The organism is Brevundimonas variabilis (assembly GCF_014199945.1).
Taxonomy (GTDB): domain Bacteria; phylum Pseudomonadota; class Alphaproteobacteria; order Caulobacterales; family Caulobacteraceae; genus Brevundimonas; species Brevundimonas variabilis.
On record NZ_JACHOR010000002.1, the window covers coordinates 487,820 to 511,206 of the forward strand.

Genomic DNA, 23,387 nt, shown 5'->3' on the forward strand with positions numbered 1-23,387 from the left:
CGATGATCAGCCGCGGGTGACCCCCGGCATTTCTAGGAACCTGGAACAATAATCTAGACGTCGAAATCCAGCCCGAACTGGGCATAAAGGGCACGACTATCCTGCCACTTCGGATCGACCTTGACGGTCACAAACAGGTGAACGGGTCGATCCAGCAACTCGATCAGTTCCTCACGCGACTTCTGTCCGATCCATTTCAGGGTCTGCCCGCCCTTGCCGAGAATGATGGGCCTCTGGCTCTCGCGCTCGACATAGATGGTCTGTTCAATACGGGCCGAGCCGTCCGCCTTTTCGTCGAATGCTGTGGTCTCGACCGCCGCCGAATACGGCAACTCCTCGTGGACCCTCAGATACAGCTTTTCGCGCGTAATCTCGGCCGCCAGCACCCGGATCGGGACATCGGCGCTCTGGTCTTCGGGATAGAGCCAGTGACCCTCCGGCATCGACAATGCCAACCGCGACTTGAGGTCATCCACGCCGTCACCGGTTGCGGCCGAAATCATGTAGATTTCGGAATAGACCCCGGTCTCGAACAGGCTGTGCGACAGGGCCAGCAGCGTATCTCGGCGCATGCCGTCGATCTTATTCAGCGCCAGGATCACCTGCACCCCGGTCGCCTTCAGATTGGCGATGATCGTCTCGGTGTCCTCTGCGGACTTCCGGTCAGCTGGCGTGCCCTCCTTGCCGTCCGATGCGATATGCGAGGCGGCGTCGACCAGGTGCACGACGACATCGGCATCCTGGGCACCGCCCCAGGCGGACGCCACCATGGCCCGGTCCAGCCGGCGCCGCGGCGTAAAGATGCCGGGGGTGTCGACCAGCACGATCTGGGCACTGCCGGCAATGGCGATGCCGCGGACCGGAAAGCGGGTCGTCTGGACCTTCTGGGTCACGATCGAGACCTTGGAGCCAGTCAGCCGGTTGACCAGCGTCGACTTGCCGGCGTTGGGCGCACCGATGATGGCGGCAAAGCCCGCGCGATGCGGCCCGCTGTCCTGGATTTCCGGGGTCTCGGGGGTCGGATCGGTCAAATGACGCCTTCACGTTTGAGCATGGCCACAGCGGCCGATTTTTCCGCGTCCTGACGCGAACGTCCCTGGGCGGTCAAGGGTTCGATATTCTGCACCGCCACCTCGACCGTGAAGGTCGGGGCGTGATCGGAACCCGTCTGGGCTACGATACGATAGGTCGGCAGCGGCCGCCCGAAACTCTGGGCCCATTCCTGCAGGGCAGACTTGGGATTGGTGAGGGAGCGCTCCGGCGGCTTGGCCAGTTCGTCAGCCCAGGCCTTCTCGAACACCGCGCGCGCAGCTTCGAGGCCGCCGTCCAGAAACACGGCGGCCAGAACAGCCTCGGTCGCGTCGGCAATGACGCCTTCCTTCTGGCGCCCTCCGCTCTTGGTTTCGCCGGGCGAAAGCCGGACGGCCGCGCCGATCCCGAGCGCCTCGCCGACGCGCCCGCAGGCGGTGCGATCGACCAGCGAATGCAGCCGCGAGGACAGCTGGCCCTCATCGGCCTCAGGGAAATCACGGTGCAACCGGTCGGCGACCAGCAGGCCAAGAACCCGGTCTCCAAGAAACTCGAGCCGCTGGTTGTGGCGCGCGATCTTGCCGCTGGGAGGCGTTCCCCCCTCGCCCACACTGGAGTGGGTCAGAGCGCGGTCCAGCAATCGCGGATCAGCGAAATCGTGCCCGAGCCGGCGGACCAGTTCGGCCACCGCCTCTGACCGGATATTGCTCATCAGTCGAGCAGGTTGAAGAAGCGGCTGGGACGGATGTTGGCGAACCAGCTGACCGGGTTGAACAGCGAAGCGCCCGGCTCCCACGAGAACATGATGATCTGGGCCTTGCCGATCAGGTTCTCCTCTGGGACCAGGCCAACCCCCGAGCCTTCGGCAACGCGGCTGTCGATCGAGTTATCGCGGTTGTCACCCATCATGAAATAGTGGCCGAGCGGCACTTCGTAGACCGGTGTGTCGTCCAGTTCGCCGCCGGGACCGAAGTCCTGGATCATGAAGGATTTGCCGTTGGGCAGTGTCTCACGGATCTGGGTCACCGGACGGGGGCCAAACATGTCGTTGACCTCGGCCTCGCTGATCCGAACGTCCGTTACGGGCAATCCGTTGATGTGCAGCTGGTTCTGGATCATCTGGATGCGGTCGCCTGGCAGGCCAATGACGCGCTTGATGTAGTCGGTCTTGTCATCGCGAGGCAGTTTGAACACCACGATATCACCGCGGTTCGGCGCACGGCCGAGAATGCGCCCCTCGCCCAGCGGAAGATTGACCGGCAGTCCGCTCGAATATTTCGAATAGCCGTAGGACCATTTGGTCACGACGATGTAGTCGCCCTCGTACAGGTTCGGCTCCATCGATGCCGACGGAATGGTGAAGGGCTGGAACAGCAAGACGCGCAGCACGAAGGCGATCAACAGCGCAAAAACAACCGTCTTGATGATCTCGATCGTCTCGTTACCCGCTGATCGGGCCACTTCGCTGGCCTTGATCTTCTTCGTATCCTTGCCAGCCCAGACGGGTGGCGTGGTTTCGCTGGTCACCGTGCCGTCACCGGTCGTCCTGGTGCCGTCGCGCGAGCCGTCCTGGTCGTTCATCGTGGGATAAGCCTGTCCACCGCCCCGCGCGGCATCGTCCGGGGACGGGTAAAGCCAGATTACGCCATCGGCAAGGCTTCGATCACCACGAACGCCAGGGCATAGGGGTGTTCATCGCTCAACGTCAGGTGAATACGGGGCTCATGGCCCACTGGCATCAGCCGCGCGAGATGTTCAGCGGCATGCCCGGTAAGGGCCAGAGTCGGTTGACCACTCTTCAGGTTCACGACTCCCATATCTCGCCAGTAGACGTCGCGCCGCATTCCTGTCCCAAGCGCCTTGGCACAGGCTTCCTTGGCCGCGAAGCGCTTGGCATAGCTCCAGGCAGCGTCGGGTTTGCGGTCGGAGCGCGTGCGTTCCAGTTCGGTGAAGCACCGCTGTTTGAAGCGGTCTCCGAACCGGTCGAGCGACGCCTGGATACGACGAATGTCGGTCAGATCCGCCCCGACGCCGATGATCATGCGGCAGGCTCGATATCGCGTGCCGCGTCCATCAGGGTCCGCATTCGCCCGATTGCAGCTCCCAGACCCACGAAGATCGCCTCTCCGATCAGGAAATGACCGATATTCAGTTCCATGACCTCGGGAATCGCCGCGACCGGCATCACGGTCTCGTAATCGATACCGTGCCCTGCGTGCACCTCGAGGCCCAGCGCTGCAGCTTGGGTTGCGGCCGCCTTGAGACGCTCCAGCTCCGAAGCTGCCATGGCGTCATCGCCGTCGCGCACCGCGTCGCAAAACGCACCTGTGTGCAGTTCGACCACGGCTGCACCTGCCCGGAATGCGGCCTCCACCTGTGCCGGATCAGCCCCGACGAACAGCGAGACCCGCGACCCGGCTTCGGTCAATTTGCTGACAAAGGGCGTAATCCAATTATGCCCCCCCACGACGTCAAGCCCGCCCTCGGTCGTCCGTTCCTCGCGGCGCTCCGGCACCAGACAGACGGCAGGCGGACAATGCCGCAGGGCGATCTCGAGCATTTCGGAGGTGACGGCCATTTCCAGGTTCAGCGGGCGTTCTTGCACCCGCAGGGCCTCGGCGAGCGTTTCGATATCCGAGTCAGCAATGTGCCGGCGGTCTTCGCGCAGATGCGCTGTGATTCCGTCCGCCCCGGCGGCCAGCGCCTCCATCGCTGCCCGGGTCGGGTCGGGATAGGCGGCACCCCGTGCATTCCGTATGGTAGCGACGTGATCAATGTTGACGCCAAGCCGGATACGCTCGCCCATGGTCGTCTCCTACTTCGACAGTCGACGGCTGCCGGGATCTTCGACCGGCAAGGCTGCCAACTCTGGCGGCAGGGCGTCGGCCGGGTACGCCGGGACATCCAGGGTCGCGAGTGCGATCAGGGGCACGCCCACATCAGCCCGCCCACCAGACCGGTCCACGATACAGGCTGCAGCAACGACGTCGCCCCCGGCTTCACGGATCGCAGCGATACATTCGCGCGAGCTCAGGCCCGTGGTGACAATGTCCTCCACCATCACCACCTTCTGGCCCGGCTCGACATGGAAACCGCGGCGTAGCTTGAAGGCCCCGCCTTCGCGCTCAACATACATGGAGGGCACAGCCAGATGGCGCGCGGTCTCGTAGCCAGGGATAATCCCGCCAACCGCGGGTGAAACCGCGACATCCACCGGCCCCACAGCCGCAACGATCTTGACCGCCAGCGCCTTGCACAGCCGCTCGCAGCGCTGCGCGTCCATGAACACGAGGTTCTTCTGGAGAAACACAGGACTGTGTAGTCCCGACGACAGGACGAAATGCCCTTCGCGAAGGGCACCGGCACCACGAAACTCGTTGAGAACGTCTTCTGAAGTCATGACCGCGACCTATGCCGTATGTTGCCATCGGGCAAGCCGTCCGCGCGAGATGTCGCGGTCTAGCCTCGGGCGCGCTCTACCGTATCCACCGAGGGGTTCGCCCGCAGCGCAGCCATGATCGTGGTTGCATGCTTGGCGTCCGTGACCTCGACATCGATATCGAGATCGAAGAAGTCCGACTGTCTGAGGGCCATCTTGAGGTTCAGGATGTTTCCTCCTGCCTCGCCGATCACGGTCGCGACCTGACCCAGCATGCCGGGTGCGTTCTTGATGGTCGCCCGGAAGCGAGCGACGGCCACCCCCTGCTCGGCCTGTGGTGTCCACTGCAGGTCGTTCCAGACGCTGTCGTCGTCCGCGAAATCGGCCAGCTTCTGGCAGTCGATGACATGGACGGTCAGCCCTGTGTCCGGCTCGAGAATCCCCACGATCCGGTCGCCGGGAACGGGAGAACAGCAGGCACCGAAGTGGATGCTCACGCCCGGCGTCAGCCCGCCGCCACGCACGAACAGGCGGGCCTGCGCGTCGCCGATCCGCTTCCGGTCCGGCTGGGCGGCCAATGTGCCCTTCAAGCCCGGAAACAGGGTCTCGGCGACGCGGTTTGCCGGCAGACGCCCGCGACCGATGGCGTCGAACAGATCGTCCTCGGTCGCAATGGCAAGCGTCTCGAGCGTCGCCTTCAGCGTCACTTCGCTCAGGGCCTTGCCAGCCCGGGACAGGGTCTGCTCCAGCGTCGCCTTGCCCAGTTTCTGGAACTCGTCGCGCTCGGAACTGCGGATGTGCCGGCGAATCGCCGAGCGGGCCCGGCCAGTGACGGTCAAGCTTCGCCAGTCTGCCGGAGCCTCGCGCTTGGACCCTCGGACGATCTCGACCACGTCGCCGTTCTGGAGCTGGGTCCGCATCGGCTTGAGCTCGCCGTTGACCTTGACCCCTACAGCGGTGTCACCGACTTCGGTGTGGACGGCATAGGCGAAGTCCAGCGCCATCCCGCCGCGCGGCAACGTGATCAGAGTTCCCTTTGGCGTGAAGACGAAGACCTGATCCAGGTACATCTCGAGCTTGGCGTGCTCGACCCAGTCCTCGCCACCTTCGCCATGCTCGATGACCTGGACGAGGTGACGCAGGTTCTGCAGCGGGTCACGACCGCCCTCGGCTTCCATCGCCGCCTGGTCGAACCCATAGGACTTGTTCTTGTAGGCCCAGTGCGCGGCGACACCGTCCTCGGCCACCCGGTCCATGGCCTCGGTCCGGATCTGCATCTCGATTCGCAGTCCACCCGGCCCGACGACCGTGGTGTGAAGCGATCGGTAGTTGTTCGACTTGGGCGTCGAGATGAAGTCCTTGAACCGCTCCGGCACCATGGGCCATGCGCGATGGATGACCCCGAGTGCGCGGTAGCAGTCGTCCTCGAACTCGACGAGCACCCGGAAACCGTAGATGTCAGACAACGACGAGAAGCCGACCGACTTTCTCTGCAGTTTCCTCCAGATGGAATACGGCGTCTTCTGCCGGCCATAGACACGCGCCGGGATGCCGGCTTCGCTCAGCGCCTGCTCAATTTCACGGGCAACACCGTCGGTCGCCCGCCCGTGTTCCAGCTTCAAAGCCTCAAGGCGACGCTCGATGGCCGTTCTCGCCGTCGGGTTCAGGTGTTCGAACGCCAGTTCTTCCAGTTCGGACGCGATCGAATGAATGCCGATCGAGCGTCCCAGCGGGGCGTAGACTTCAAGCGTCTCGCGGCTGATCCGCTCGCGCTTCTCCGGCTTGACGTACTTCAGCGTCCGCATGTTGTGCAGACGGTCCGCCAGCTTGACCAGCAGCACACGCACGTCGCGGGAGATGGCGAGAATGAATTTGCGCAGGTTCTCGGCCTGGCGCGTGTGCTCGGCCTGAAGCTCGAGCCGCGACAGCTTGGTCACGCCTTCAACCAGGCTAGCGACCTCTTCTCCGAACATGGCGGCGATATCGTCGCGGGTCGCCGACGTATCCTCGACGACATCATGCAGCAGGGCGGTAACGATGGTCGCCGTATCCAGCTTGTAGTCGGTCAGGATCCCGGCAACCTGGATCGGGTGGGCGAAATAGGGGTCGCCCGAGGCACGCAACTGCGAGCCATGCATCTTCATCGCATAGACATAGGCCCGGTTCAGAAGGGCCTCGTCGGCGGTCGGGTCATAGGCCTTGACGGCCTCGATCAACTCAAACTGACGAAGCACAGGAATGCGCTTCGTGACTCCCGGGGCTTCGGCCGGGGACGGCAAAGCCATATCGAGTGCAAGGGTGGTCGGCGGCGGGGTCGGACCGGACCGCGCCGGAAGGATGGTGATACCGCTGGCGGGTTGCGCCGTCAGTACCGCTCCTCCTGCCCGCCGTCGCGGTCGCTCTGCAGAGCCCGGATCAGTTCCTGCTCGGCCATGTTCATGTGCTGGGGCTCGGCCAGCAGACCCACGATCTCGGCCTCGTCCTCGGCTTCGGTGCGCTCGTCGACGCGCTGCAACCCGACGACGACGGTTTCCAGCAGATCGGCAGGGACGACCGTGTCTTCAGCGATCTCGCGCAGGGCAACGACCGGGTTCTTGTCGTTGTCGCGATCCAGCGTCAGTGCGGCGCCATTGGCGATCGCACGGGCACGGTTGCCGGCCAGCAGAACCAGACCGAACCGGTTCGGTACCTTTTGGATGCAGTCTTCGACGGTGACGCGAGCCATGATGATCCTTCGGGTCGGCGGGAGAACCGCGCCTGATACAGATAAGTGCTGATTTGTGCAACGCCACAAGGGCAGTTTTGCGGCGCTCAGGATATGCGCACGGCATCCCGTCCGACAGATGCGTGTTCGGCCAGCGCCGCCGAAGACAATCCCGACACGGGATGGACCCAGGCCGGCGCGATCTCGGCCAGCGGGCCCATGACGAACCTGCGCTCCGCCGCCCGGGGATGCGGGAGGATCAGGCCTGCGCAATCCCCCTGCTTGCGACCATAGGCAACCAGATCGAGGTCCAGCGTCCGGGGCGCGTTCTGGACCGTGCGGACGCGCCCGAAAGCCTCCTCGATCCGGCCCAGCGCCGACATCAGCGCATGAGGGTCAAGTGCAGTCCGCACGATTGCGACACCATTGAGGAAGGGCGGATCGCTGGGGTCGGGCCAAGCCTGCGACGACCACCAGGATGAGCGCGCAACAACGTCGATCCCTTCAGGCCGAAAGCGGGCGAGCGCCGCTTCCAGCGCCTGGCGTGCCGAAGCCCACACCCCCTTGTCATTGCAGCCAAGGGCGACGATCACTGCGGCATCTGGATCAGGCACGCCGTCGATATTGACGTCGAAGTCCTCCAGAGCAGACCCGCCTGATTCAGAAAGTTTATTGTCCATGACACTTTATCCGACCGACCGCACTGCCCTGTTCATTGACGGAGCCAATCTCTATTCCGCAGCCCGATCGCTGAACGTCGACCTCGACTTCCGCAAGCTGGTGACATCGTTCCGTGAACGTGCCGTTCTGGTTCGAGCCTACTATTACACGGCGGTGATCGAGGGCGAAGAATTCTCGCCCATCCGCCCCCTGGTGGACTGGCTTGGATACAACGGCTTCTCCGTGGTGACCAAGCCGGTCAAACGGTTCACCGATGCCCAGGGCCACACCCGCACCAAGGGCAATATGGACATCGAGATCGCCGTCGACATGATCGAGATGGCCCCGCATCTGGATCACATGGTCCTGTTCTCCGGCGACGGTGACTTTCGGCGACTGGTCCAGGCGGTTCAGGCGCGTGGTGTGCGCGTCACGGTCGTGTCGACCATGAAGAGCCAGCCGCCCATGATCGCCGACGAACTTCGACGTCAGGCTGATGACTACATCGATCTCTCGGACCGGATCGGTGAATGGACTCGTCCCCGCTCACCCGCCCCTGCAACCTCGGTTCGTACCTTTGACAAGGACGAAGAATGAGACCGCATCCGGCCGAGCCGCCCCGCGACTGCCCGCTCTGCCCGAGACTGGTCGAGTATCGACGGGAAAATGCCCGCCAGAACCCTGACTGGTGGAATGGTCCCGCACCGTCGTTCGGCGATCCTGACGCGCGCCTGCTGGTCGTCGGCCTGGCACCCGGCCGAACCGGAGCCAATCGCACCGGTCGGCCTTTCACCGGCGATGGCGCCGGGTGGATCCTCTACGACACCCTGATCAGAACCGGGTTCGCTGTCGGAACCTATGACGCTAGGCCCGATGACGGTCTGCGGCTGATCGACTGCATGATCACCAATGCCGTCCGCTGCGCGCCCCCACTCAACAAGCCCCTCCCTCTAGAGGAGGCAACTTGCCGACCTTTTCTCAAGGCCCGCCTCGATTCCCTGCCTCGATTGAAAGTAATCGTCACGCTTGGAGACGTCTCTCGCCGTAGCGTCCTGAAGACCCTCGGCCTGCCGGGAACAGCTATTCCGCCAGGCCACGGCATCGAGGGGGACGCTGCCGGATATCGTCTGATCAACAGCTACCACTGCTCCCGACTGAACACGAACACCGGACGCCTGACGCCGGAAATGTTCGAGGCAATTTTCACCCGTGCCAGGACGATGATCGGTGACTGACCCACATGCCAGCACGCTGGACTACCGCTGGTTGCTGGCATTCCCGGGTCGTGATAGCCTTCGCCCTTATCATCTTGTTCGCTTGTAGGGTCCGCCATGCTTGTTGCCGCACTTGCTTCGTTGCTGATGGTCTCTGCGCCTCAGTCGTCCGGCTCGGCCCAGGACCCTGCGGATCCGGTCGTCGACCTGGGCGACATCGTCGTCGACGGACGTCGCGTCGAGGACCTGACCCGGGAGTTCGTCGGTCAGGTCGCCGCCCCCGCACAGAACAGGGGTCTGGCGCGCTGGCGCGATGGAGTCTGCATCGGTGTCGTCAACCTCAAGCCCGACATGGCCCAGTATATCGCGGACCGGGTCTCGACCGTGGCCGAGGATGTCGGGCTCAAGCCCGGAGCGCCCGGCTGTATGCCCAGCGTTCTGGTCGTTGCCACGGTGGATGCCTCAACCTTCACGGCACAGTTCGTGTCTCAACGGCCGCGGATTTTCCGCGTCGGCGGATCCGGAATGGACCTCGGGTCCGGAGCTCTGAACAAATTCATTACGGTCGACCGGCCCGTGCGCTGGTGGAACATCAGCCTCCCGATCGACAGCGACACCGGTCGCCGCGCCGTCAGGTTTCCGGGCGATACCGATGCTGAAGGCAATCCGACAGCACCCATCATCCGGCGGGGTGCCGCCTCGCGCCTGACCACACAGGTCGTGGACGACACCCAACGCGCCTTCGTGATCGTGGACATCGACCGGATTCAGGACGTTTCCCTGGAACAGCTCGCCGACTATATCGCCTTTGTGTCCCTGGCCCAGGTCGATCCGGATGCGGACACGTCCGGCTTCGCCAGCATCCTGAACGTCTTCGATGACCCTCAGCAGACCCGGACCCTGACCGACTGGGACAAGGCCTATCTGAAGGGCCTGTATGACACGATCCGCACCCGCCAGAACTTTGGTGCGCAGCGGACCGAGGTCATCGATTCCATCGTGCGCGCACACCGCGAACTCACAGCAGCTTCAGACAACGCAACCCCCGAGTAAGCGGCCCACATACCCATCCAGGAACCGAGTCGATGTTCGTCGCTGCCCTCGCCTCATTGATGATCGCATCGGCTCCGCAGGAGACTGTGCCTCCGGTTCAGGCTCCTGCGGAGCCGGTCGTCGATCTGGGCGACATCATCGTTGATGGACGACGTATCGAGGACCTGACCCGGGAATTCGTCGCGGAAGTCGCAGCCCCGTCCCAAAATCGCGGCCTGGCACGCTGGCGGGACGGCGTCTGCATCGGGGCCATCAATCTCAAGCGCGACACGGCCCAGTTCATCATCGATCGCGTTTCAACGGTGGCGGCCGACCTTGGACTTCGGCCCGGTCTGCCCGACTGCAACCTGAATGTGGTCGTCATCGCCACAGTCGACTCGACCGAGTTCACAAGGCAGTTCGTCGCCCAGCGTCCCCGGATCTTCCGGGTCGGAGGTTCGGGGATGGACCTGGGATCGGGCGCATTGAACGATTTCATCACTGTGGACCGTCCGGTGCGCTGGTGGAACATCAGCATCCCTGTCGATGAGAATACCGGACGACGCGCCGTGCGTCTGGCTGCCGATGCCGACGCTGCGGGCGATCTGGTTGCGCCGATTGTCCGGCTGGGGGCTGCCTCGCGGCTGACGACGCAGGTCGTGGACGATACCCAGCGCGCCTACATCATCGTGGACGTCGACCAGATTCAGTCCATCTCCCTGGAACAGCTTGCCGACTACGTCGCCTTCGTGTCGCTGGCACAGGTCGATCCGGATGCGGATACTTCGGGCTTTGCCACCATCCTGAACGTCTTTGAGGATCCGCAGCAGACTCGCACCCTGACGGACTGGGACAAAGCCTATCTACGCGGTCTGTATGAGACGGTCCGCACGCGCGAGAATTTCAGCGCCCAGCGGACCGAAGTCGTCGATTCCATCGTCCGCGCCCATCGCGCCCTGACGGCGGCCAGAGACGCAGACACCACCAACGATTGACCTCGCCTCGTCACTGACCCGGAGACAAGACCATGCTGACCGCCGCTCTCGCCTCCCTGATGATGCTGACAACGGGCCAGGACATCATGTCCGTTCAGGACCCGTCAGTTCCGCAACCGCCAGCGGTGGACCTTGAGGACATCGTCGTCGAAGGCCGTCCGCTCGAGGACCTCACCCAGACCTTTGTCCGCGAAGTGGCTGCTCCGGCCCGCAATCGCGGCATGGCGCGGTGGCGCGACGGCCTCTGTGTCGGCGTTGCCAACCTCCAGCCCGACATGGCGCAGTATATCACCGACCGCGTGTCCACCGTGGCGCGGGACGTCGGGCTTCGACCGGGCGAGCCGGGCTGCGAACCACATGTGCTGATCGTGGCCACGATCGATGCATCGACCTTTACCCGACAGTTCGTCGAGGCTCGGCCACGTCTCTTCCGGGTTGGTGGCAGCGGGATGGACCGCGGAGCTGGAGCCTTCAAGGCCTTCATCGAGAACGACCAGCCTGTTCGCTGGTGGAATGTCAGCGTCCCCGTCAATGACGAGACTGGCCTGATCGCCGTTCGTCTGCCGGGCGAAGAGGCCCCCAGAAATGGCGTTCAGCCCTCGCGTATCACGACCCAGATCGTGGACGACACCAAGCGGTCCTTCATCATCGTTGACGTCGACAAGACCAAGGATGTCTCGCTGGAGCAGTTGGCGGACTACATCGCCTTCGTGGCCCTCGCCCAGGTAGATCCGGAGGCGGATACGTCCGGGTATGCCACGATCCTGAACGTGTTCGATGATCCGGCACAGACCCGCACCCTCACCAATTGGGACCGCGCCTATCTGCAAGGGCTCTATGACACCATCCGCCGTCGCAAGAATTTCGGCGCCCAGCGGACTGAAGTGGTTGATTCGATCGTTCGCGTGCACCAGCAGCTCACGACCGAAACGGACGCTGCCACAAACGACTGACACCCTCGTCCCAAAGGAAGGCTAGACCATGATCGGCACTGTTCTTTCCCTCGCCTTGTTTCAGGCTGTGTCCCAACAGCCGGTGGCTGATCCGGCTCTGGCGGGCCCCGCAGTCGACCTTGGGGACATCGTCGTCGAAGGTCGTCAGTTGGAAGACATTGCCTCGCGGTTCGTGGGTGAGGTCGCGGACCCGGTCAGACACCGTGGGCTGGCGCGATGGAGGGACGGTGTCTGCGTAGGCGTCGCCAACCTGCAGCCCGACATGGCCCAGCAGATGGTGGATCGCATCTCCACCATCGTTGAGGACGTGGGCCTCACGCCCGGGGCACCCGGCTGCTCGCCCAATATTCTGGTGATCGCGACCGTGGATGCCAACCGGTTCACACCGCAGTTCGTGGCCCAGAGGCCGCGCTTGTTTCTGGTCGGCGGCTCGGGGATGGATCAGGGCACGGCCGCGCTCGATCGCTTCCGCACGACCGACCGGCCGGTCCGCTGGTGGACGGTCAGCATCAAGACCGACGATGATACCGGAAAGGCCTCCGTACGACTGCCCGGAGCCATGAACGCTGATGGCACCGGCCCGTTTTCGGTCATGCATTATGCCCCGATCGTGAACGTCCGTGCGGCATCACGGCTGACGACTTCCTATGTGGATGACGCCAAGCGATCCTTCGTCATCGTCGATGTCGACAAGGTTCAGGGCATCTCGCTGGACCAGCTGGCCGACTATGTCGCCATGGTCTCCCTGGCCCAGATCGATGCTGACGCCGACACGTCCGGATATGCGACGATCCTGAACGTGTTCGAGGATCCGGGCCAGACGCCCGGTCTGACGAACTGGGATCGCGCCTATTTGGTCGGGCTCTATGACACACAGCGGCGACGATTGAACCGGACCAGCCAAAGAACCGAAGTCGTCGATTCGATCGTGCGGGCGCATCACCGCCTCACAGCGACGGAGCCGACTGAATAGAGGCCTAGCCCTTGTCCCTCATCAGCCGGGCCTTGTCCCGGGCCCAGTCGCGGTCAGCCGTGGCTTCGCGCTTGTCATGAAGCTTCTTACCCTTGGCGAGCGCGATCTCGAGCTTGGCCTTGCCGGCATCGTTCAGATACAGCCGGATCGGGATGATCGTCTGGCCGTCCCTCTGCACCGCCCCGATGAGCCGATCGATCTGCTTTCGGTGCAGGAGCAGTTTCCTCGGCCGCCGCGGCTCGTGGTTGAAGCGGTTGGCCTGGGCGTAGGGCGGGATATCGGCATTGATCAGGACGATCTCGCGGCCTTCGACCGCTGCATAACTCTCGGCGATATTGGCTCGGCCCATCCGCAGGGCCTTGATCTCGGTCCCCAGCAGCATGATCCCGGCTTCGACGTTGTCCTCGAGGAAGTAGTCGAATTTCGCCCGGCGGTTCTCGGCGATGACCTTGGATGTCGTCAGCGGGGCCTTTTCCTTGGGTGGAGGCATCAGAGGACGCCCGCGGACGAAAGAGCGGCGTCGATGGCGGGTTTCACGTCATCGCGGGTCGTCACGAGCGGCAGCCGCACATCTTCAGTGCACAACCCCAGACGCGCGAGCGCATATTTGGCAGGCGAAGGCGAACTGTCGAGGAACAGTGCGCGCTCCAGATCAATCAACCGATCCTGCCAGGACCGCGCACTGGCCAGATCACTGGCCATGAAGGCGTCATACAGGGCCACCATCGGCTCCGGCGCGACATTGGATGCCACCGAAATCACCCCGTGTCCCCCCTGCGCCATATAGCCGAGGAAGCTGGCGTCATCGCCGGAGATCAGGGCGAAATCCGACCGGATGTGGGCGCGCATCCATGCCACCCGCGCCATGTCGGCGGTGGCATCCTTGATCCCGACGATATTCGGATGGGAGGCCAGAGTCGCGACCGTCTCGTTTGCCATGTCCACACCCGTACGGCCCGGCACATTGTAGAGGACGACCGGCAACTGCACGGCCTCGGCGATCGCCTCGAAATGGGCGACCATCCCGGCCTGCGAGGGCTTGTTGTAGAAGGGTGCAACGACGAGGGCCCCATCGGCACCCACCGTCTTGGCATGCTGCACCAGATCGATCGCCTCGTTCGTGGCCGGAGCCCCCGCCCCCGCGATCACACGCACGCGGCCTCGTGCCAGCTTGACGCAAAGCGTGACCAGAGCCTTGTGTTCGTCGAAATGCAGGGTCGCGCTCTCGCCGGTCGTGCCGACAGGGACAACGCCATGGACGCCAGCGGCGATCTGGCGCTCGAGCAGAACTTCGAAGGCGGCTTCGTCCACGTTTCCGTCACGAAGAGGTGTGATCAGGGCGGTGATCACGCCCTTGAACAAGGGGGCGGACATGGGAAACAAGAGACCTTGGGTGGGAAGGGGCGATGCGCGCCCGTTGCAGGTCTTGAAGGGTAGGTTGCCGACGACGTCGTCGCAACCGGATTGAATGAGGATTTCACGCCGAATGCTGACTGCAACTCTGGCCGCCCTGGCGGTTCTGGCCCCGATTCAGCAAGAGAATCTGAACAGCCAGCCCGCACCGTATGCGACCAGCGCCGCGTTTCAGCCGCGGGTGCTGAACGATCAGGACACGGCCCTTTTCCGTCAGGGCCTGGCCCAGGCCCGGGCTCGCGATGTCATCGGCACCCAGAACACCTTGCGCCAGATCGGCGACCCGACAGCCCGCAAGCTGGTGGAATGGGCGCTCGTCGATACCTCGGCTGAACAGTTGTCCTATTCCGAACTGGCCGAGGACCAGCAAATGCTGAGCGGCTGGCCACGGGCCGAATCGCGGCGCGAAGCGGGCGAGATTGCGCTGGACCGTGCCGGAGCCGGCCCGGATGCCGCCTTTGCGTTCTTCGGAAGCAGCCAGCCCACGACGATCCAGGGGGCGATCGTCCTCGCCGAGGCGATGGAGCGCGGGGGGCGGTCGTCCGAGGCCCAGACCCTGATTCGCGACTGGTGGCGGACCCGTTCGTTCGACGACGCGACCCAGACCCGGATCCTCGCACGCTGGGGCGGATGGCTGGGTCCGGATGATCACGCCGCACGCATGAACATGCTTCTGCTCGGGCCGCACGGCCCGGCAACCCGTGCCATGGCCGCCCTCGTGCCGTCCGATCGTCGGGCGACGGCCAATGCCGCACTGGCGCTTCGCAGCGCCTACAACGCCGATGCGACCATTGCGTCCCTGTCACCGGATCAGGCCATCGACCCCAATGTCGCCTTCGAGCGCGTCCGAATTCTTCGGGCCGCGAACCGTGAGTCCGAGGGCTTCTCGCTGCTGCGCTACCTTCCCGCAGCACCCTCCCATGCCGAAGGCCAATCGGCCCTCTGGACCGAACGTCGCAACTATTTCCTCGAGGCCCTGGAGCAGCGCAACTGGGCGGCGGCCTATGACGCGATGGCGGGCCACGGCTTCCCGGGCGGCGATCGCAAGGTCGATGCCGAGTTTTTCGCCGGCTGGGTTGCCTTGACCAAGCAGAATGATCCCGGTCGGGCCGCACGACATTTCGAGACGCTTCGCCAGTCTTCCTCGACGCCGATCACCCAGGGGCGCGCCCTCTACTGGCTCGGTCGGGCTGCCGAAGCCCAGGGCGACGTCTCCGGTGCCCGGGGATGGTACCAGCAGGGTGCCCAGCACATCCAGACCTTCTACGGACAGCTGGCGGCCCAGAAAGCCGGTCAGACGACCCTCACCCTGCCCAGCGACCCGGCTCCGACGACGGCCGACGTCGCTGCGTTCGAAAGCAATGAGGTCGTTCGCGCAACGCGGATTCTCGGCGAGACGGGCGAGCAGTCCCTGCTGCGCGTGTTCGCCTATCATCTGGATGACACCGTACCGAACCCATCCGATCTGGCCCTGCTGATGGACCTGATGAACGGCTATGGCGACACTTTCGGAGCGATGATGGTCGGCCGCGCGTCAAGCCAGCGTGGCGTTCTGATGCCGGAACGGATGTACCCCATCCGCATCCCCACCCGTGTTGCCGGAGCGGCACCGCTGGAGTTCACGCTGGCCATTACGCGCCAGGAATCCAGCTTTGATCCGCGGGCCCGCTCCAGCGCCGATGCACGCGGCATGATGCAATTCCTGACCGGCACCGCCTCTGGCGTCGCCAGACGCATGGGCCTGCCCTATTCCCAGGATCGTCTGTGGGATCCTGACTACAACATGCAGCTGGGGAGCTATCACCTGCAGGAGCTGACCAATAATTTTGGCGGATCGATGCTGCTGGCGACGGTGGGATACAATGCCGGCCCGGCGCGCCCGCCCCAGTGGACGGCCCGCTGCGGGGACCCGCGCGGCGCTCAGGTCGATCCGGTCGACTTCATCGAGTGTGCACCCTTCACCGAGACCCGGAACTATATGATGCGGGTGATGGAAAACATGGCCGTCTACAAGGCGCGTCTGAATGGTGGATCAGCCCCTCTGACGACCCAACAGGACATCGCGCGCGGCACGCCGCCCGGACCCCGCGCCTATCAGCCCTGACGCCGGTCGAGGTCCAGAAGAGGGCCGGACGGCGCGTCGATCCATCGGCCGCGAATGCCAAACGTCTCTCGCAGTCGTTCGGCTGACAGCGCCTTGGTCGGGAGCGCGTCAGCAACAATCCTGCCCCGGTCGATCACGAGGACGCGGTCAGCATGGCGAGCGGCCAGCGTCAGGTCATGCAGGCTGACCAGCACCGCCTGACCTGATCGCGCCCGCTGCTGCAACAGGTCCAGCACGAGGAGCTGGGCGTCCGGATCCAGCCCGGCAATCGGCTCGTCGGCCAGCAGTGCGGGAGCCTCGCAGACCAGGGCCCGCGCCAGCAGCACACGGGCCCGCTCGCCTCCGGACATGTCCGCCACCCCTCGATCGGCAAGCGAGGTGGCTCCAACCAGGGCCAAGGCCTCCCGCGCGCGCCGAGTGGCATCTGCGCCTGACAGGAACGGGGCCCCAAGCGCCGCGATATCGACGGCTGCCATGTTCCAGGCGATCCTTCTCTCCTGTGGCAGATAGGCGGCGCGTTCGGCCCGCGCTCGCGACGACAGGCGTGAAACCGGCTGGTCTCCAAGCCGCGCCTCACCTGCTTCCAGAGAGATCAATCCGAGCAGCGCCCGGATCACGCTGGACTTCCCGGCACCATTGGGACCGACCAGAGCGACGATTTCACCGGGAGCGACGCCCAGGTCGACGCGATCGAGCACGATCCGCCCGTCAAGCCGCACAACGGCTCCCCGAAGCTCCAGCGCGCTCACAGCCGCCACTCCCGCGCCGCTCGCCAGGCGATCAGGGCAAACAGCGGGGCCCCGATCAGGGCCGTGAACACACCCAGCTTGAGTTCCTGATCCGTCGGTGTGATCCGGGCCAGCAGGTCTGCCACCACCAGAACCAGACCGCCGACCAGTGCGGACGGCAAGAGCAGGCGACGCGGATCGCCCCTGACCGCTCGGCGGACCAGATGGGGCGCTGCCAGTCCGACAAAGCCGATCACCCCTGCCACCGCGACAGCGGCGCCGGCCGCGATGGCGGCGGCAAGCAGCGCCATCATTTTTAGGCGGCCCATGGCCAGCCCTGAGGTGGCTGCCGTCTCTTCGCCCAGGGCCAGCATCCGGAGGCCCGGCGCCGCCATGGCGGCCAGCACCCCGGCGGCCAGGACCGGGGGCGCGACCCAGGCAACATCGAACCAGCTGCGATTCTGCACCGACCCCAGCAACCAGGACATGACCTCCGCCGACGCAATCGGCGAAGGCGAAAGATTGAAGATGAGCGCTGTCAGAGCGCCCGCGAAACTGGACAGGGCCACGCCGAACAGGATCAGGGCCTCGGGCGTGCGAAGGCGTGTCGCCGCAGCCACCAGCAAAACGCCGGCCACCGCCGCACCTGCCAGTGCCGCAATCTCCACTGCACCCGGAAACACTGCTAGACCAAGGACGATGGCCAGCGCTGCCCCCAGCGCGGCCGTCGCGGACACGCCCAGTACGCCAGGGTCGGCCAGCGGATTGCGAAGCAGCCCCTGCAACACCGCTCCTGCCAGGCCCAGCGCCGCGCCCACAACAAGGGCGCACACGGCCCGCGGCGCACGGACCTGCCAGAGGACTTCAGCGGGTCCGGACGAAAGGTCCCCTACCGCTTCGGCGTACTGGCTCCATGCCAGTTCGGATTCACCAAACAGCACGGCAACGGCAAGGGCCGCCAAGATGGCCAGACCGAGACCCACGTTCAAACTGCGCTCGCGCATGGGCTGGCTCACGGGCGACGCGCCGCGATCATCGCTACGCCATCGGCAGCAAACCAGGCGGGACAGGTCAGTACGGAGGCCGGAAGGCGCGTCACCGTTCGCCCGCTCGCCGCCCTGCGCACGACCGGGTGCCGTCCTGGTCCCCGCCAGTCGGCGCGGACCTGATCGAAAAAGCCCAGCACGAAACGCGCGGGTGGTGTCAAGGCGATCCGCTCGACGCTGACCGGACCGAAACCAGGCCGTTCCGTCGCGTTTTCAAATCCCGCCGCCTGCAGCATGCCGTCCATCAGCGTGCCTGCGCCCGCCGTGAACCCGCCGGCTGTCAGATACAGGGCAGCCCCCCGGGAGCCGCTGACCGAACGCGCGGCGAGAAGTCGCTGATCCATCCTGCTGATCAACGCCTCCCCGCGACCCGAAACGGCAAGCGCGCGGGCCACGACGCGGATATTGGCGCGGATGGCGTCGAAGTCGCTGGCGTCCGACAGCGTGACGACGCGCTGCCCCCGCCGCTCCAGATGATCCAGCAGCCGCTGGTCACCGCCCCAGTAGCGAACAACGACATCGGGCCGAAAGCCGATGGCAGCCTCGAGCGTGGGACGAACCTGCCGATGGTCTCTCGCCGCAATCCGCATCCGGGAGTCCGCGTCGTCAGCGCGTGGTGAAAGCGCAAGCGTGGCCTCGGGAACGAGCGCCAGAACATACTGGTCTGCGCACTGATCCAGCGACAGGACCCGCAGTGGTTCCGCCATTGCCCCGGAGGCGAGCCCGATCAGTCCCGCCACCGAGCATGCAAAGGCCATCGGACTCACGACGTCAGCAGGCCTTCGAACAGGGCATCCGACATGGTCCTGAACAGTGCATCGTGGTCGGCCCAGGGAAAATAGGGCTTGGTGATGATCAGGGACACGATGCCATGGACACCGGCCCAGAAGACCTGGGCCGCGACCTTGGCGTCCACTCTCAGCCGGCCGGCGCTGTCTAGCTGGTCTACCACGTCGGCAAAGGAGCCAAAAAGCTCGGCACCCAGTTGCTGGGCGGCATTCTCGGCACCGTCACGCGCTTCCAGCGGGCGCGTCAGATAGCTCAGGCGGTAGGCGTTGGGATTGGCAAAGCCGAACGCGACATAGGCTGCCAGCATCCGTCGAAGACGTTCCTCTGGTGCGTCGGTCGCCTCCAGGATAGCCCGGTTCGCGGCGATCAGGGTCTCGAACGCGGTCCGGCAGATTTCCTGAAGGATCGCGCCCTTGTCGGCGAAGTGAATGTAAAGGGCGGTCGAGGACAGGCCCACTTCGTCAGCGATCTTGCGGATCGTGGCGCCCTCATAGCCATGTTCAACGAAGATGCGTTCGGCAGCGACGAGGATTTCCGCCCGTCGCGAGTGTCCCTCTCCCTTCGGCTTTCGGGCTGACCGGGGTTGGGGAACGGCACTGTCGAGGGAAGCGGCCGACAAATCGCAAACTCCACGGATAGACCTGATCAGGAGGCATGCGCCGCAGGTTTTGCAGGAATAGCGCCAATCCCGCGGCCACGCCAATCACTTGCCACGCGTAACGTTGTTATCTAAACGCGCGGTTATGGTCGAGCACCCGTATACCGAGAGATTGGCGACGGAACTGCCGCTTCGGTTCAGCGCGCGAATGCGCTCGCTGTCATTCCTTCAAAGGCTGGTCGTCCTCGTGGTCTTGGGATCTTTTGGCGCAAGTCTTTGGTGGCAGAGGGATGTCACCCTGTCGCTTGTCATGGTGGCCACCCAGATCGGCTTCCTGATCCTGGCCGCATTCAGGATCGTACTGGTCATCGTGAGTCGCCAGCGCTCCGACGCGCCTGTCGAGGACAGCCACCCGTTACCCGTCTACACCATCCTCGCGGCCCTCCATGACGAGGCTGACATCGTCCCGCAACTGATCCGGCGTCTGGCTGCAATCGACTATCCCCAGGACCGTCTTCAAGGAATGCTGCTGATAGAGGCGCACGATACACCGACGCTCACGGCGGCTGAAAGCGCGCCTCGACCGGACTGGCTGGAGGTCGTCATCGTTCCTCCCGGCGATCCAATGACCAAGCCTCGCGCACTCAACCATGATCTGCGGCTGTCGACCGGAGACCTGCTGACTGTCTATGACGCCGAGGATCATCCCGATCCGGGCCAATTGCGGGAGGCCGCAGCACGTTTCTCGGACAGCCCGGATAGCCGTCTGGCCTGTCTCCAGGCCCCGCTCAGGATCAGCGCTCCCCACGAAACCTCGCGGGATTCCGCCTTTCTCCACCGTCAGTTTGCCGTCGAATATGCGTCGCTCTTCGAGGTCACCCTCCCCGGACTTGCGAGACTTGGAATGCCTTTCCCGCTGGGTGGGACCAGCAATCACTTCCGTATCGACGTCCTGCGGGCGGCCGGCGGGTGGGACCCCTTCAATGTCACCGAGGATGCCGATCTGGGCTTTCGACTGTGGCGTCAGGGCTGGCACCTCGGCATCATGACCCGGCCGACCCATGAGGTCCCGCCGAACGCCCTCAAAGACTGGCTGCCCCAGAGGACACGATGGCTCAAGGGTTTCATGCAGACCTGGGGCGTCCATACGCGAACCCTGAGCGGCCTGGGGTTCGCCGGACTGGTTGCCCTGACCGTGACCATTGGCGGTACACTGGCATCTGCAGGTCTTCACGCCCTCGCAGTCAGTTGGCTGTTGGCCACGGTCATGATCTCTCTGCTGGCCGGACTGCCACCGATACCGCCCGCCTTCGCCGTCAGCGTCATGATCCTCGGCACGGCAGCCGCCTGGCTGAGCGGACAGATCGGTGCGCGCCGCGCTGGCGTGCCCTACAGCGCCAATGACATGATCATGAGCCCGATCTACTGGTCCCTGATGTCCCTGGCCTTTGCCCATGCGGTATGGCGGCTCGTGGTCGAGCCCTTCACCTGGGACAAGACCCCGCACCGGCCCGATCCCGTAACGTTTGATGTCCATTGCGTGCACGCTGGACGACAGGTCGTCTGACCGCCTAATCAGCGCCATGCCTCCTGTCCTGTCGCCGACGCCCGAAACCCTGCTGACGACCGCCTGGCCGGACTACGCCCTGCTGGACAGCGGCGGGGGCCGCAAGCTTGAGCGCTATGGTCCCTACACCGTGGTACGCCCCGAGCCCCAGTGCTGGTGGTCGCCGCGCGACCCGGATGCCTTCGCTCGTGCTGACGCCGTGTTTGATCCCGACGATGAGGATGAGGCCGGACGCTGGCGGTTTGCCGGAAAACCGATCGAGACCTTTCCGCTGGCCTGGGGTGAGGCCCGCTTTACGGGCCGGTTCACCCCGTTCCGTCACCTCGCCTTCTTCCCGGAGCAGGCAGCCAACTGGCAGTGGCTGGATCGTACGATCCGCCGAATCGCCTCGACCCGCGCCTCAGCCCCCCGCGTGCTGAACCTGTTCGGCTATACGGGTGTCGCATCGCTGGCCAGTGCCGCAGCGGGCGCGGAAGTCACCCATGTCGATGCCTCCAAGAAGTCGGTCGCCTGGGCACGCGAGAACGCCGGCCATTCCGGCATGACCGATGCCCCGATCCGCTGGATCGTCGAGGACGCCCGCAAATATGTCGCTCGCGAGGTCCGCCGGGGTTCGAAGTATCAGGGCATCATCCTGGATCCTCCGAAATACGGACGCGGCCCCGATGGCGAGGTCTGGCGACTTTTCGAGGATATGCCGGGCCTTCTGAAGGACTGTGCGGCGCTTCTGGCCGACGATGCCGACTTCCTTTTGCTGAATGCTTATGCTGCCCGGATCTCGGGCATCTCGCTCGCCCACCTGATGCGCGAGGCCGTCGGCGACCGCGGCGGACGCATTGACTGGGGCGAATTGGCGCTTTCTGAGGATGGTCCCGAGGGCCGGGCCATCGGTCTCAGCTTCTTTGCGCGGTGGTCGGCATGAGCGCCTATCCGCCCGATCAGGGCCGGCTGATCACTTCGCTCACGAACGAGACGGTCAAGGCCGTCCGCGCCCTGCATATGCGCAAGGAGCGCGAAGCGACCGGACTGTTCCTCGCCGAAGGCCTGAAATTCATTGGCGAGGCCCTCGATCAGGGACGGACGCCGACGACCCTGCTGGTGGGGATGGAGGCGCGTGCCCACCCCCTTCTGGACCGGGCCATTGCCGAGACCCGGCGCACAGGCGGAGATGTCGTCACCGTCACCCACCCGATCCTCGAAAAGATCAGCCGTCGCGAGAATCCCCAGACTGTCCTCGCGGTGTTCGAACAGGCCTTCACCCGTCTGGACGACATCGATCCGGCCTCTGCCCCCTGCTGGGTTGCCCTTGAGCAGGTGCGGGATCCCGGCAATCTCGGAACGATCATTCGAACTGCCGATGCTGCGGGCTGCGGCGGGGTGATCCTCATCGGTGACTGTGTCGATCCGTTCTCGGTCGAGGCCGTCCGGGCAACGATGGGCTCGGTATTCGCAGTCGCCATCGCGCGCGCGACACCCGAGGCCTTCCTGACCTGGCGCGCGAAATGGAGCGGCAGCGTCATCGGCACCCGGCTGGATGCCACCCATGGCTACCGCGACGCGCCTCTTTCCGCCCCGACCCTGATCCTGATGGGCAATGAGCAGGCGGGACTGACTGACAGCCTTGCCAGCGCCTGTGACGTCAACGTCAAGATCCCGATGCGTGGACGTGCCGACAGCCTGAACCTGGCGGTCGCGACAGGCATCATGGTCTATGCGGTCACCGACGCCCTGGCCGACAGTTAGGGAGCAACCCCGCGCCTCCCCACCCGTTGGGATGTCTCAGTAACAGGAGACATTTCATGATCATTCCGACAGGCACGCTGGTGGCCATCGTCGACGGCGAAAAACTTCAGCTGTTCGAAAACATCGGCCACGCCGACATCAAGCTGAAGGCGATGCCCGTCGGTGCCATCGAGGAACGGGCTTCCGGAGCTGCCGGTCGTCACTCCAGCGGTGCCAACCCCGACAACGATACCCAGGCGGAAGACGGTTTCGCGGTCGGTGTGGCCGACGCGATCAACGCCCGCGTTCTGAACGGCAAGGTCGACAACCTGCTGGTCATCGCTGCGCCCAAGACCCTGGGACAACTCCGCAAGGGCTGGCACAAACAGACCGAAAGCAAACTGGTCGGCGAAATCGCCAAGGACCTGACCGGGCACTCGACGGACGACATCGCCACGGCCATCCAGAAGGCCTGATCGCC

26 protein-coding genes are annotated in these 23,387 nt (G+C 64.6%); 11 read left to right on the top strand and 15 right to left on the bottom strand.

The window, feature by feature from the left end; translation table 11 throughout:
- Positions 1-53: 53 nt before the first annotated feature.
- The 9 genes from era to folK form a co-directional block, all read right to left on the bottom strand.
- The gene (gene era, locus GGR13_RS07015; protein WP_221230454.1) at positions 54-1,031 is read right to left on the bottom strand and encodes a GTPase Era; all 978 of its coding nucleotides are present in this window, start codon (positions 1,029-1,031) and stop codon (positions 54-56) included.
- The gene (gene rnc, locus GGR13_RS07020; RefSeq protein ID WP_183212772.1) at positions 1,028-1,741 is read right to left on the bottom strand and encodes a ribonuclease III; all 714 of its coding nucleotides are present in this window, start codon (positions 1,739-1,741) and stop codon (positions 1,028-1,030) included. Before rnc ends, era begins: the two co-directional genes overlap by 4 nt.
- Positions 1,741-2,610 (bottom strand): signal peptidase I, encoded by an 870-nt coding sequence (gene lepB / locus GGR13_RS07025; RefSeq protein ID WP_183212773.1) that lies wholly within the window; start codon positions 2,608-2,610, stop codon positions 1,741-1,743. Before lepB ends, rnc begins: the two co-directional genes overlap by 1 nt.
- 59 nt (positions 2,611-2,669) lie before the next feature.
- Complete coding sequence (acpS, locus tag GGR13_RS07030; RefSeq protein ID WP_183212774.1) at positions 2,670-3,071, bottom strand: holo-ACP synthase; 402 nt, start codon at positions 3,069-3,071, stop codon at positions 2,670-2,672.
- Positions 3,068-3,835 carry a pyridoxine 5'-phosphate synthase gene (locus tag GGR13_RS07035; RefSeq protein WP_183212775.1) on the bottom strand — a complete coding sequence of 256 codons (768 nt, stop codon included), beginning with the start codon at positions 3,833-3,835 and terminating at the stop codon, positions 3,068-3,070. Before GGR13_RS07035 ends, acpS begins: the two co-directional genes overlap by 4 nt.
- Positions 3,836-3,844: 9 nt before the next feature.
- Positions 3,845-4,429 (bottom strand): orotate phosphoribosyltransferase, encoded by a 585-nt coding sequence (pyrE, locus tag GGR13_RS07040; RefSeq protein WP_183212776.1) that lies wholly within the window; start codon positions 4,427-4,429, stop codon positions 3,845-3,847.
- A gap of 59 nt (positions 4,430-4,488) precedes the next feature.
- Positions 4,489-6,693 carry a RelA/SpoT family protein gene (locus GGR13_RS07045; protein ID WP_183212777.1) on the bottom strand — a complete coding sequence of 735 codons (2,205 nt, stop codon included), beginning with the start codon at positions 6,691-6,693 and terminating at the stop codon, positions 4,489-4,491.
- 80 nt (positions 6,694-6,773) lie between these two features.
- Positions 6,774-7,133 carry a DNA-directed RNA polymerase subunit omega gene (gene rpoZ, locus GGR13_RS16925; RefSeq protein WP_183212778.1) on the bottom strand — a complete coding sequence of 120 codons (360 nt, stop codon included), beginning with the start codon at positions 7,131-7,133 and terminating at the stop codon, positions 6,774-6,776.
- An 86-nt stretch (positions 7,134-7,219) separates the two neighbouring features.
- Positions 7,220-7,792, bottom strand: coding sequence for a 2-amino-4-hydroxy-6-hydroxymethyldihydropteridine diphosphokinase (gene folK / locus GGR13_RS07055; RefSeq protein ID WP_183212779.1), 573 nt, complete (start codon positions 7,790-7,792; stop codon positions 7,220-7,222).
- On the opposite strand from folK, the gene GGR13_RS07060 reads away from it, so the two are divergent.
- The 6 genes from GGR13_RS07060 to GGR13_RS07085 all read left to right on the top strand — a co-directional run bounded on the left by GGR13_RS07060 (position 7,791) and on the right by GGR13_RS07085 (position 12,939).
- Positions 7,791-8,369 (top strand): LabA-like NYN domain-containing protein, encoded by a 579-nt coding sequence (locus GGR13_RS07060; RefSeq protein WP_183212780.1) that lies wholly within the window; start codon positions 7,791-7,793, stop codon positions 8,367-8,369. The two genes, folK and GGR13_RS07060, sit on opposite strands and share 2 nt — an antisense overlap.
- A complete protein-coding gene (locus tag GGR13_RS07065) occupies positions 8,366-9,007 on the top strand; it encodes a uracil-DNA glycosylase (RefSeq protein ID WP_183212781.1) in 642 nt (213 codons plus the stop codon). The genes GGR13_RS07060 and GGR13_RS07065 overlap by 4 nt, the downstream gene beginning before the upstream one ends.
- A 96-nt stretch (positions 9,008-9,103) precedes the next feature.
- Complete coding sequence (locus GGR13_RS07070) at positions 9,104-10,039, top strand: hypothetical protein (RefSeq protein ID WP_183212782.1); 936 nt, start codon at positions 9,104-9,106, stop codon at positions 10,037-10,039.
- Positions 10,040-10,071: 32 nt separating this feature from the next.
- Positions 10,072-11,013: a hypothetical protein gene (locus GGR13_RS07075; protein WP_183212783.1), complete on the top strand. Its 942-nt coding sequence runs from the start codon at positions 10,072-10,074 to the stop codon at positions 11,011-11,013.
- A gap of 32 nt (positions 11,014-11,045) precedes the next feature.
- Positions 11,046-11,966, top strand: coding sequence for a hypothetical protein (locus GGR13_RS07080; protein ID WP_183212784.1), 921 nt, complete (start codon positions 11,046-11,048; stop codon positions 11,964-11,966).
- 28 nt (positions 11,967-11,994) lie between these two features.
- Entirely contained in the window at positions 11,995-12,939 is a 945-nt protein-coding gene (locus GGR13_RS07085; RefSeq protein WP_183212785.1) for a hypothetical protein, read from the top strand.
- A 4-nt stretch (positions 12,940-12,943) separates the two neighbouring features.
- Here the strand turns inward: GGR13_RS07085 and smpB are convergent, their stop codons facing one another.
- Positions 12,944-13,429, bottom strand: coding sequence for an SsrA-binding protein SmpB (gene smpB, locus GGR13_RS07090; RefSeq protein WP_183212786.1), 486 nt, complete (start codon positions 13,427-13,429; stop codon positions 12,944-12,946).
- Positions 13,429-14,313, bottom strand: a complete 885-nt coding sequence (dapA, locus tag GGR13_RS07095) for a 4-hydroxy-tetrahydrodipicolinate synthase (protein WP_183212787.1) — start codon at positions 14,311-14,313, stop codon at positions 13,429-13,431. Before dapA ends, smpB begins: the two co-directional genes overlap by 1 nt.
- Before the next feature lie 112 nt (positions 14,314-14,425).
- Here dapA and GGR13_RS07100 point away from each other — a divergent pair, with 112 nt between their 5' ends.
- Complete coding sequence (locus tag GGR13_RS07100; RefSeq protein WP_246347730.1) at positions 14,426-16,456, top strand: lytic transglycosylase domain-containing protein; 2,031 nt, start codon at positions 14,426-14,428, stop codon at positions 16,454-16,456.
- Here GGR13_RS07100 and GGR13_RS07105 read toward each other — a convergent pair.
- The 4 genes from GGR13_RS07105 to GGR13_RS07120 are packed head-to-tail and all read right to left on the bottom strand — an operon-like array spanning position 16,447 to position 19,638.
- Positions 16,447-17,214: an ABC transporter ATP-binding protein gene (locus GGR13_RS07105; protein ID WP_343060308.1), complete on the bottom strand. Its 768-nt coding sequence runs from the start codon at positions 17,212-17,214 to the stop codon at positions 16,447-16,449. The two genes, GGR13_RS07100 and GGR13_RS07105, sit on opposite strands and share 10 nt — an antisense overlap.
- On the bottom strand, positions 17,202-18,188 hold the full coding sequence (locus GGR13_RS07110; RefSeq protein ID WP_183212789.1) for a FecCD family ABC transporter permease: 987 nt from the start codon (positions 18,186-18,188) through the stop codon (positions 17,202-17,204). The genes GGR13_RS07105 and GGR13_RS07110 overlap by 13 nt, the downstream gene beginning before the upstream one ends.
- Before the next feature lie 8 nt (positions 18,189-18,196).
- Positions 18,197-18,937, bottom strand: coding sequence for an ABC transporter substrate-binding protein (locus GGR13_RS07115; protein WP_246347731.1), 741 nt, complete (start codon positions 18,935-18,937; stop codon positions 18,197-18,199).
- Between the two features lie 56 nt (positions 18,938-18,993).
- Complete coding sequence (locus GGR13_RS07120; RefSeq protein ID WP_183212791.1) at positions 18,994-19,638, bottom strand: TetR/AcrR family transcriptional regulator; 645 nt, start codon at positions 19,636-19,638, stop codon at positions 18,994-18,996.
- A gap of 124 nt (positions 19,639-19,762) precedes the next feature.
- Here GGR13_RS07120 and GGR13_RS07125 point away from each other — a divergent pair, with 124 nt between their 5' ends.
- Genes GGR13_RS07125 through GGR13_RS07140 form a run of 4 tightly spaced genes read left to right on the top strand, consistent with a single transcriptional unit; the run spans position 19,763 to position 23,382 of the window.
- Positions 19,763-21,184, top strand: coding sequence for a glycosyltransferase family 2 protein (locus GGR13_RS07125; protein WP_246347732.1), 1,422 nt, complete (start codon positions 19,763-19,765; stop codon positions 21,182-21,184).
- Between the two features lie 16 nt (positions 21,185-21,200).
- A complete protein-coding gene (locus tag GGR13_RS07130; protein ID WP_183212792.1) occupies positions 21,201-22,106 on the top strand; it encodes a class I SAM-dependent methyltransferase in 906 nt (301 codons plus the stop codon).
- Positions 22,103-22,927: a TrmH family RNA methyltransferase gene (locus GGR13_RS07135; protein WP_183212793.1), complete on the top strand. Its 825-nt coding sequence runs from the start codon at positions 22,103-22,105 to the stop codon at positions 22,925-22,927. Before GGR13_RS07130 ends, GGR13_RS07135 begins: the two co-directional genes overlap by 4 nt.
- A 56-nt stretch (positions 22,928-22,983) precedes the next feature.
- Positions 22,984-23,382, top strand: a complete 399-nt coding sequence (locus GGR13_RS07140) for a host attachment family protein (protein ID WP_183212794.1) — start codon at positions 22,984-22,986, stop codon at positions 23,380-23,382.
- Positions 23,383-23,387 lie beyond the last annotated feature (5 nt).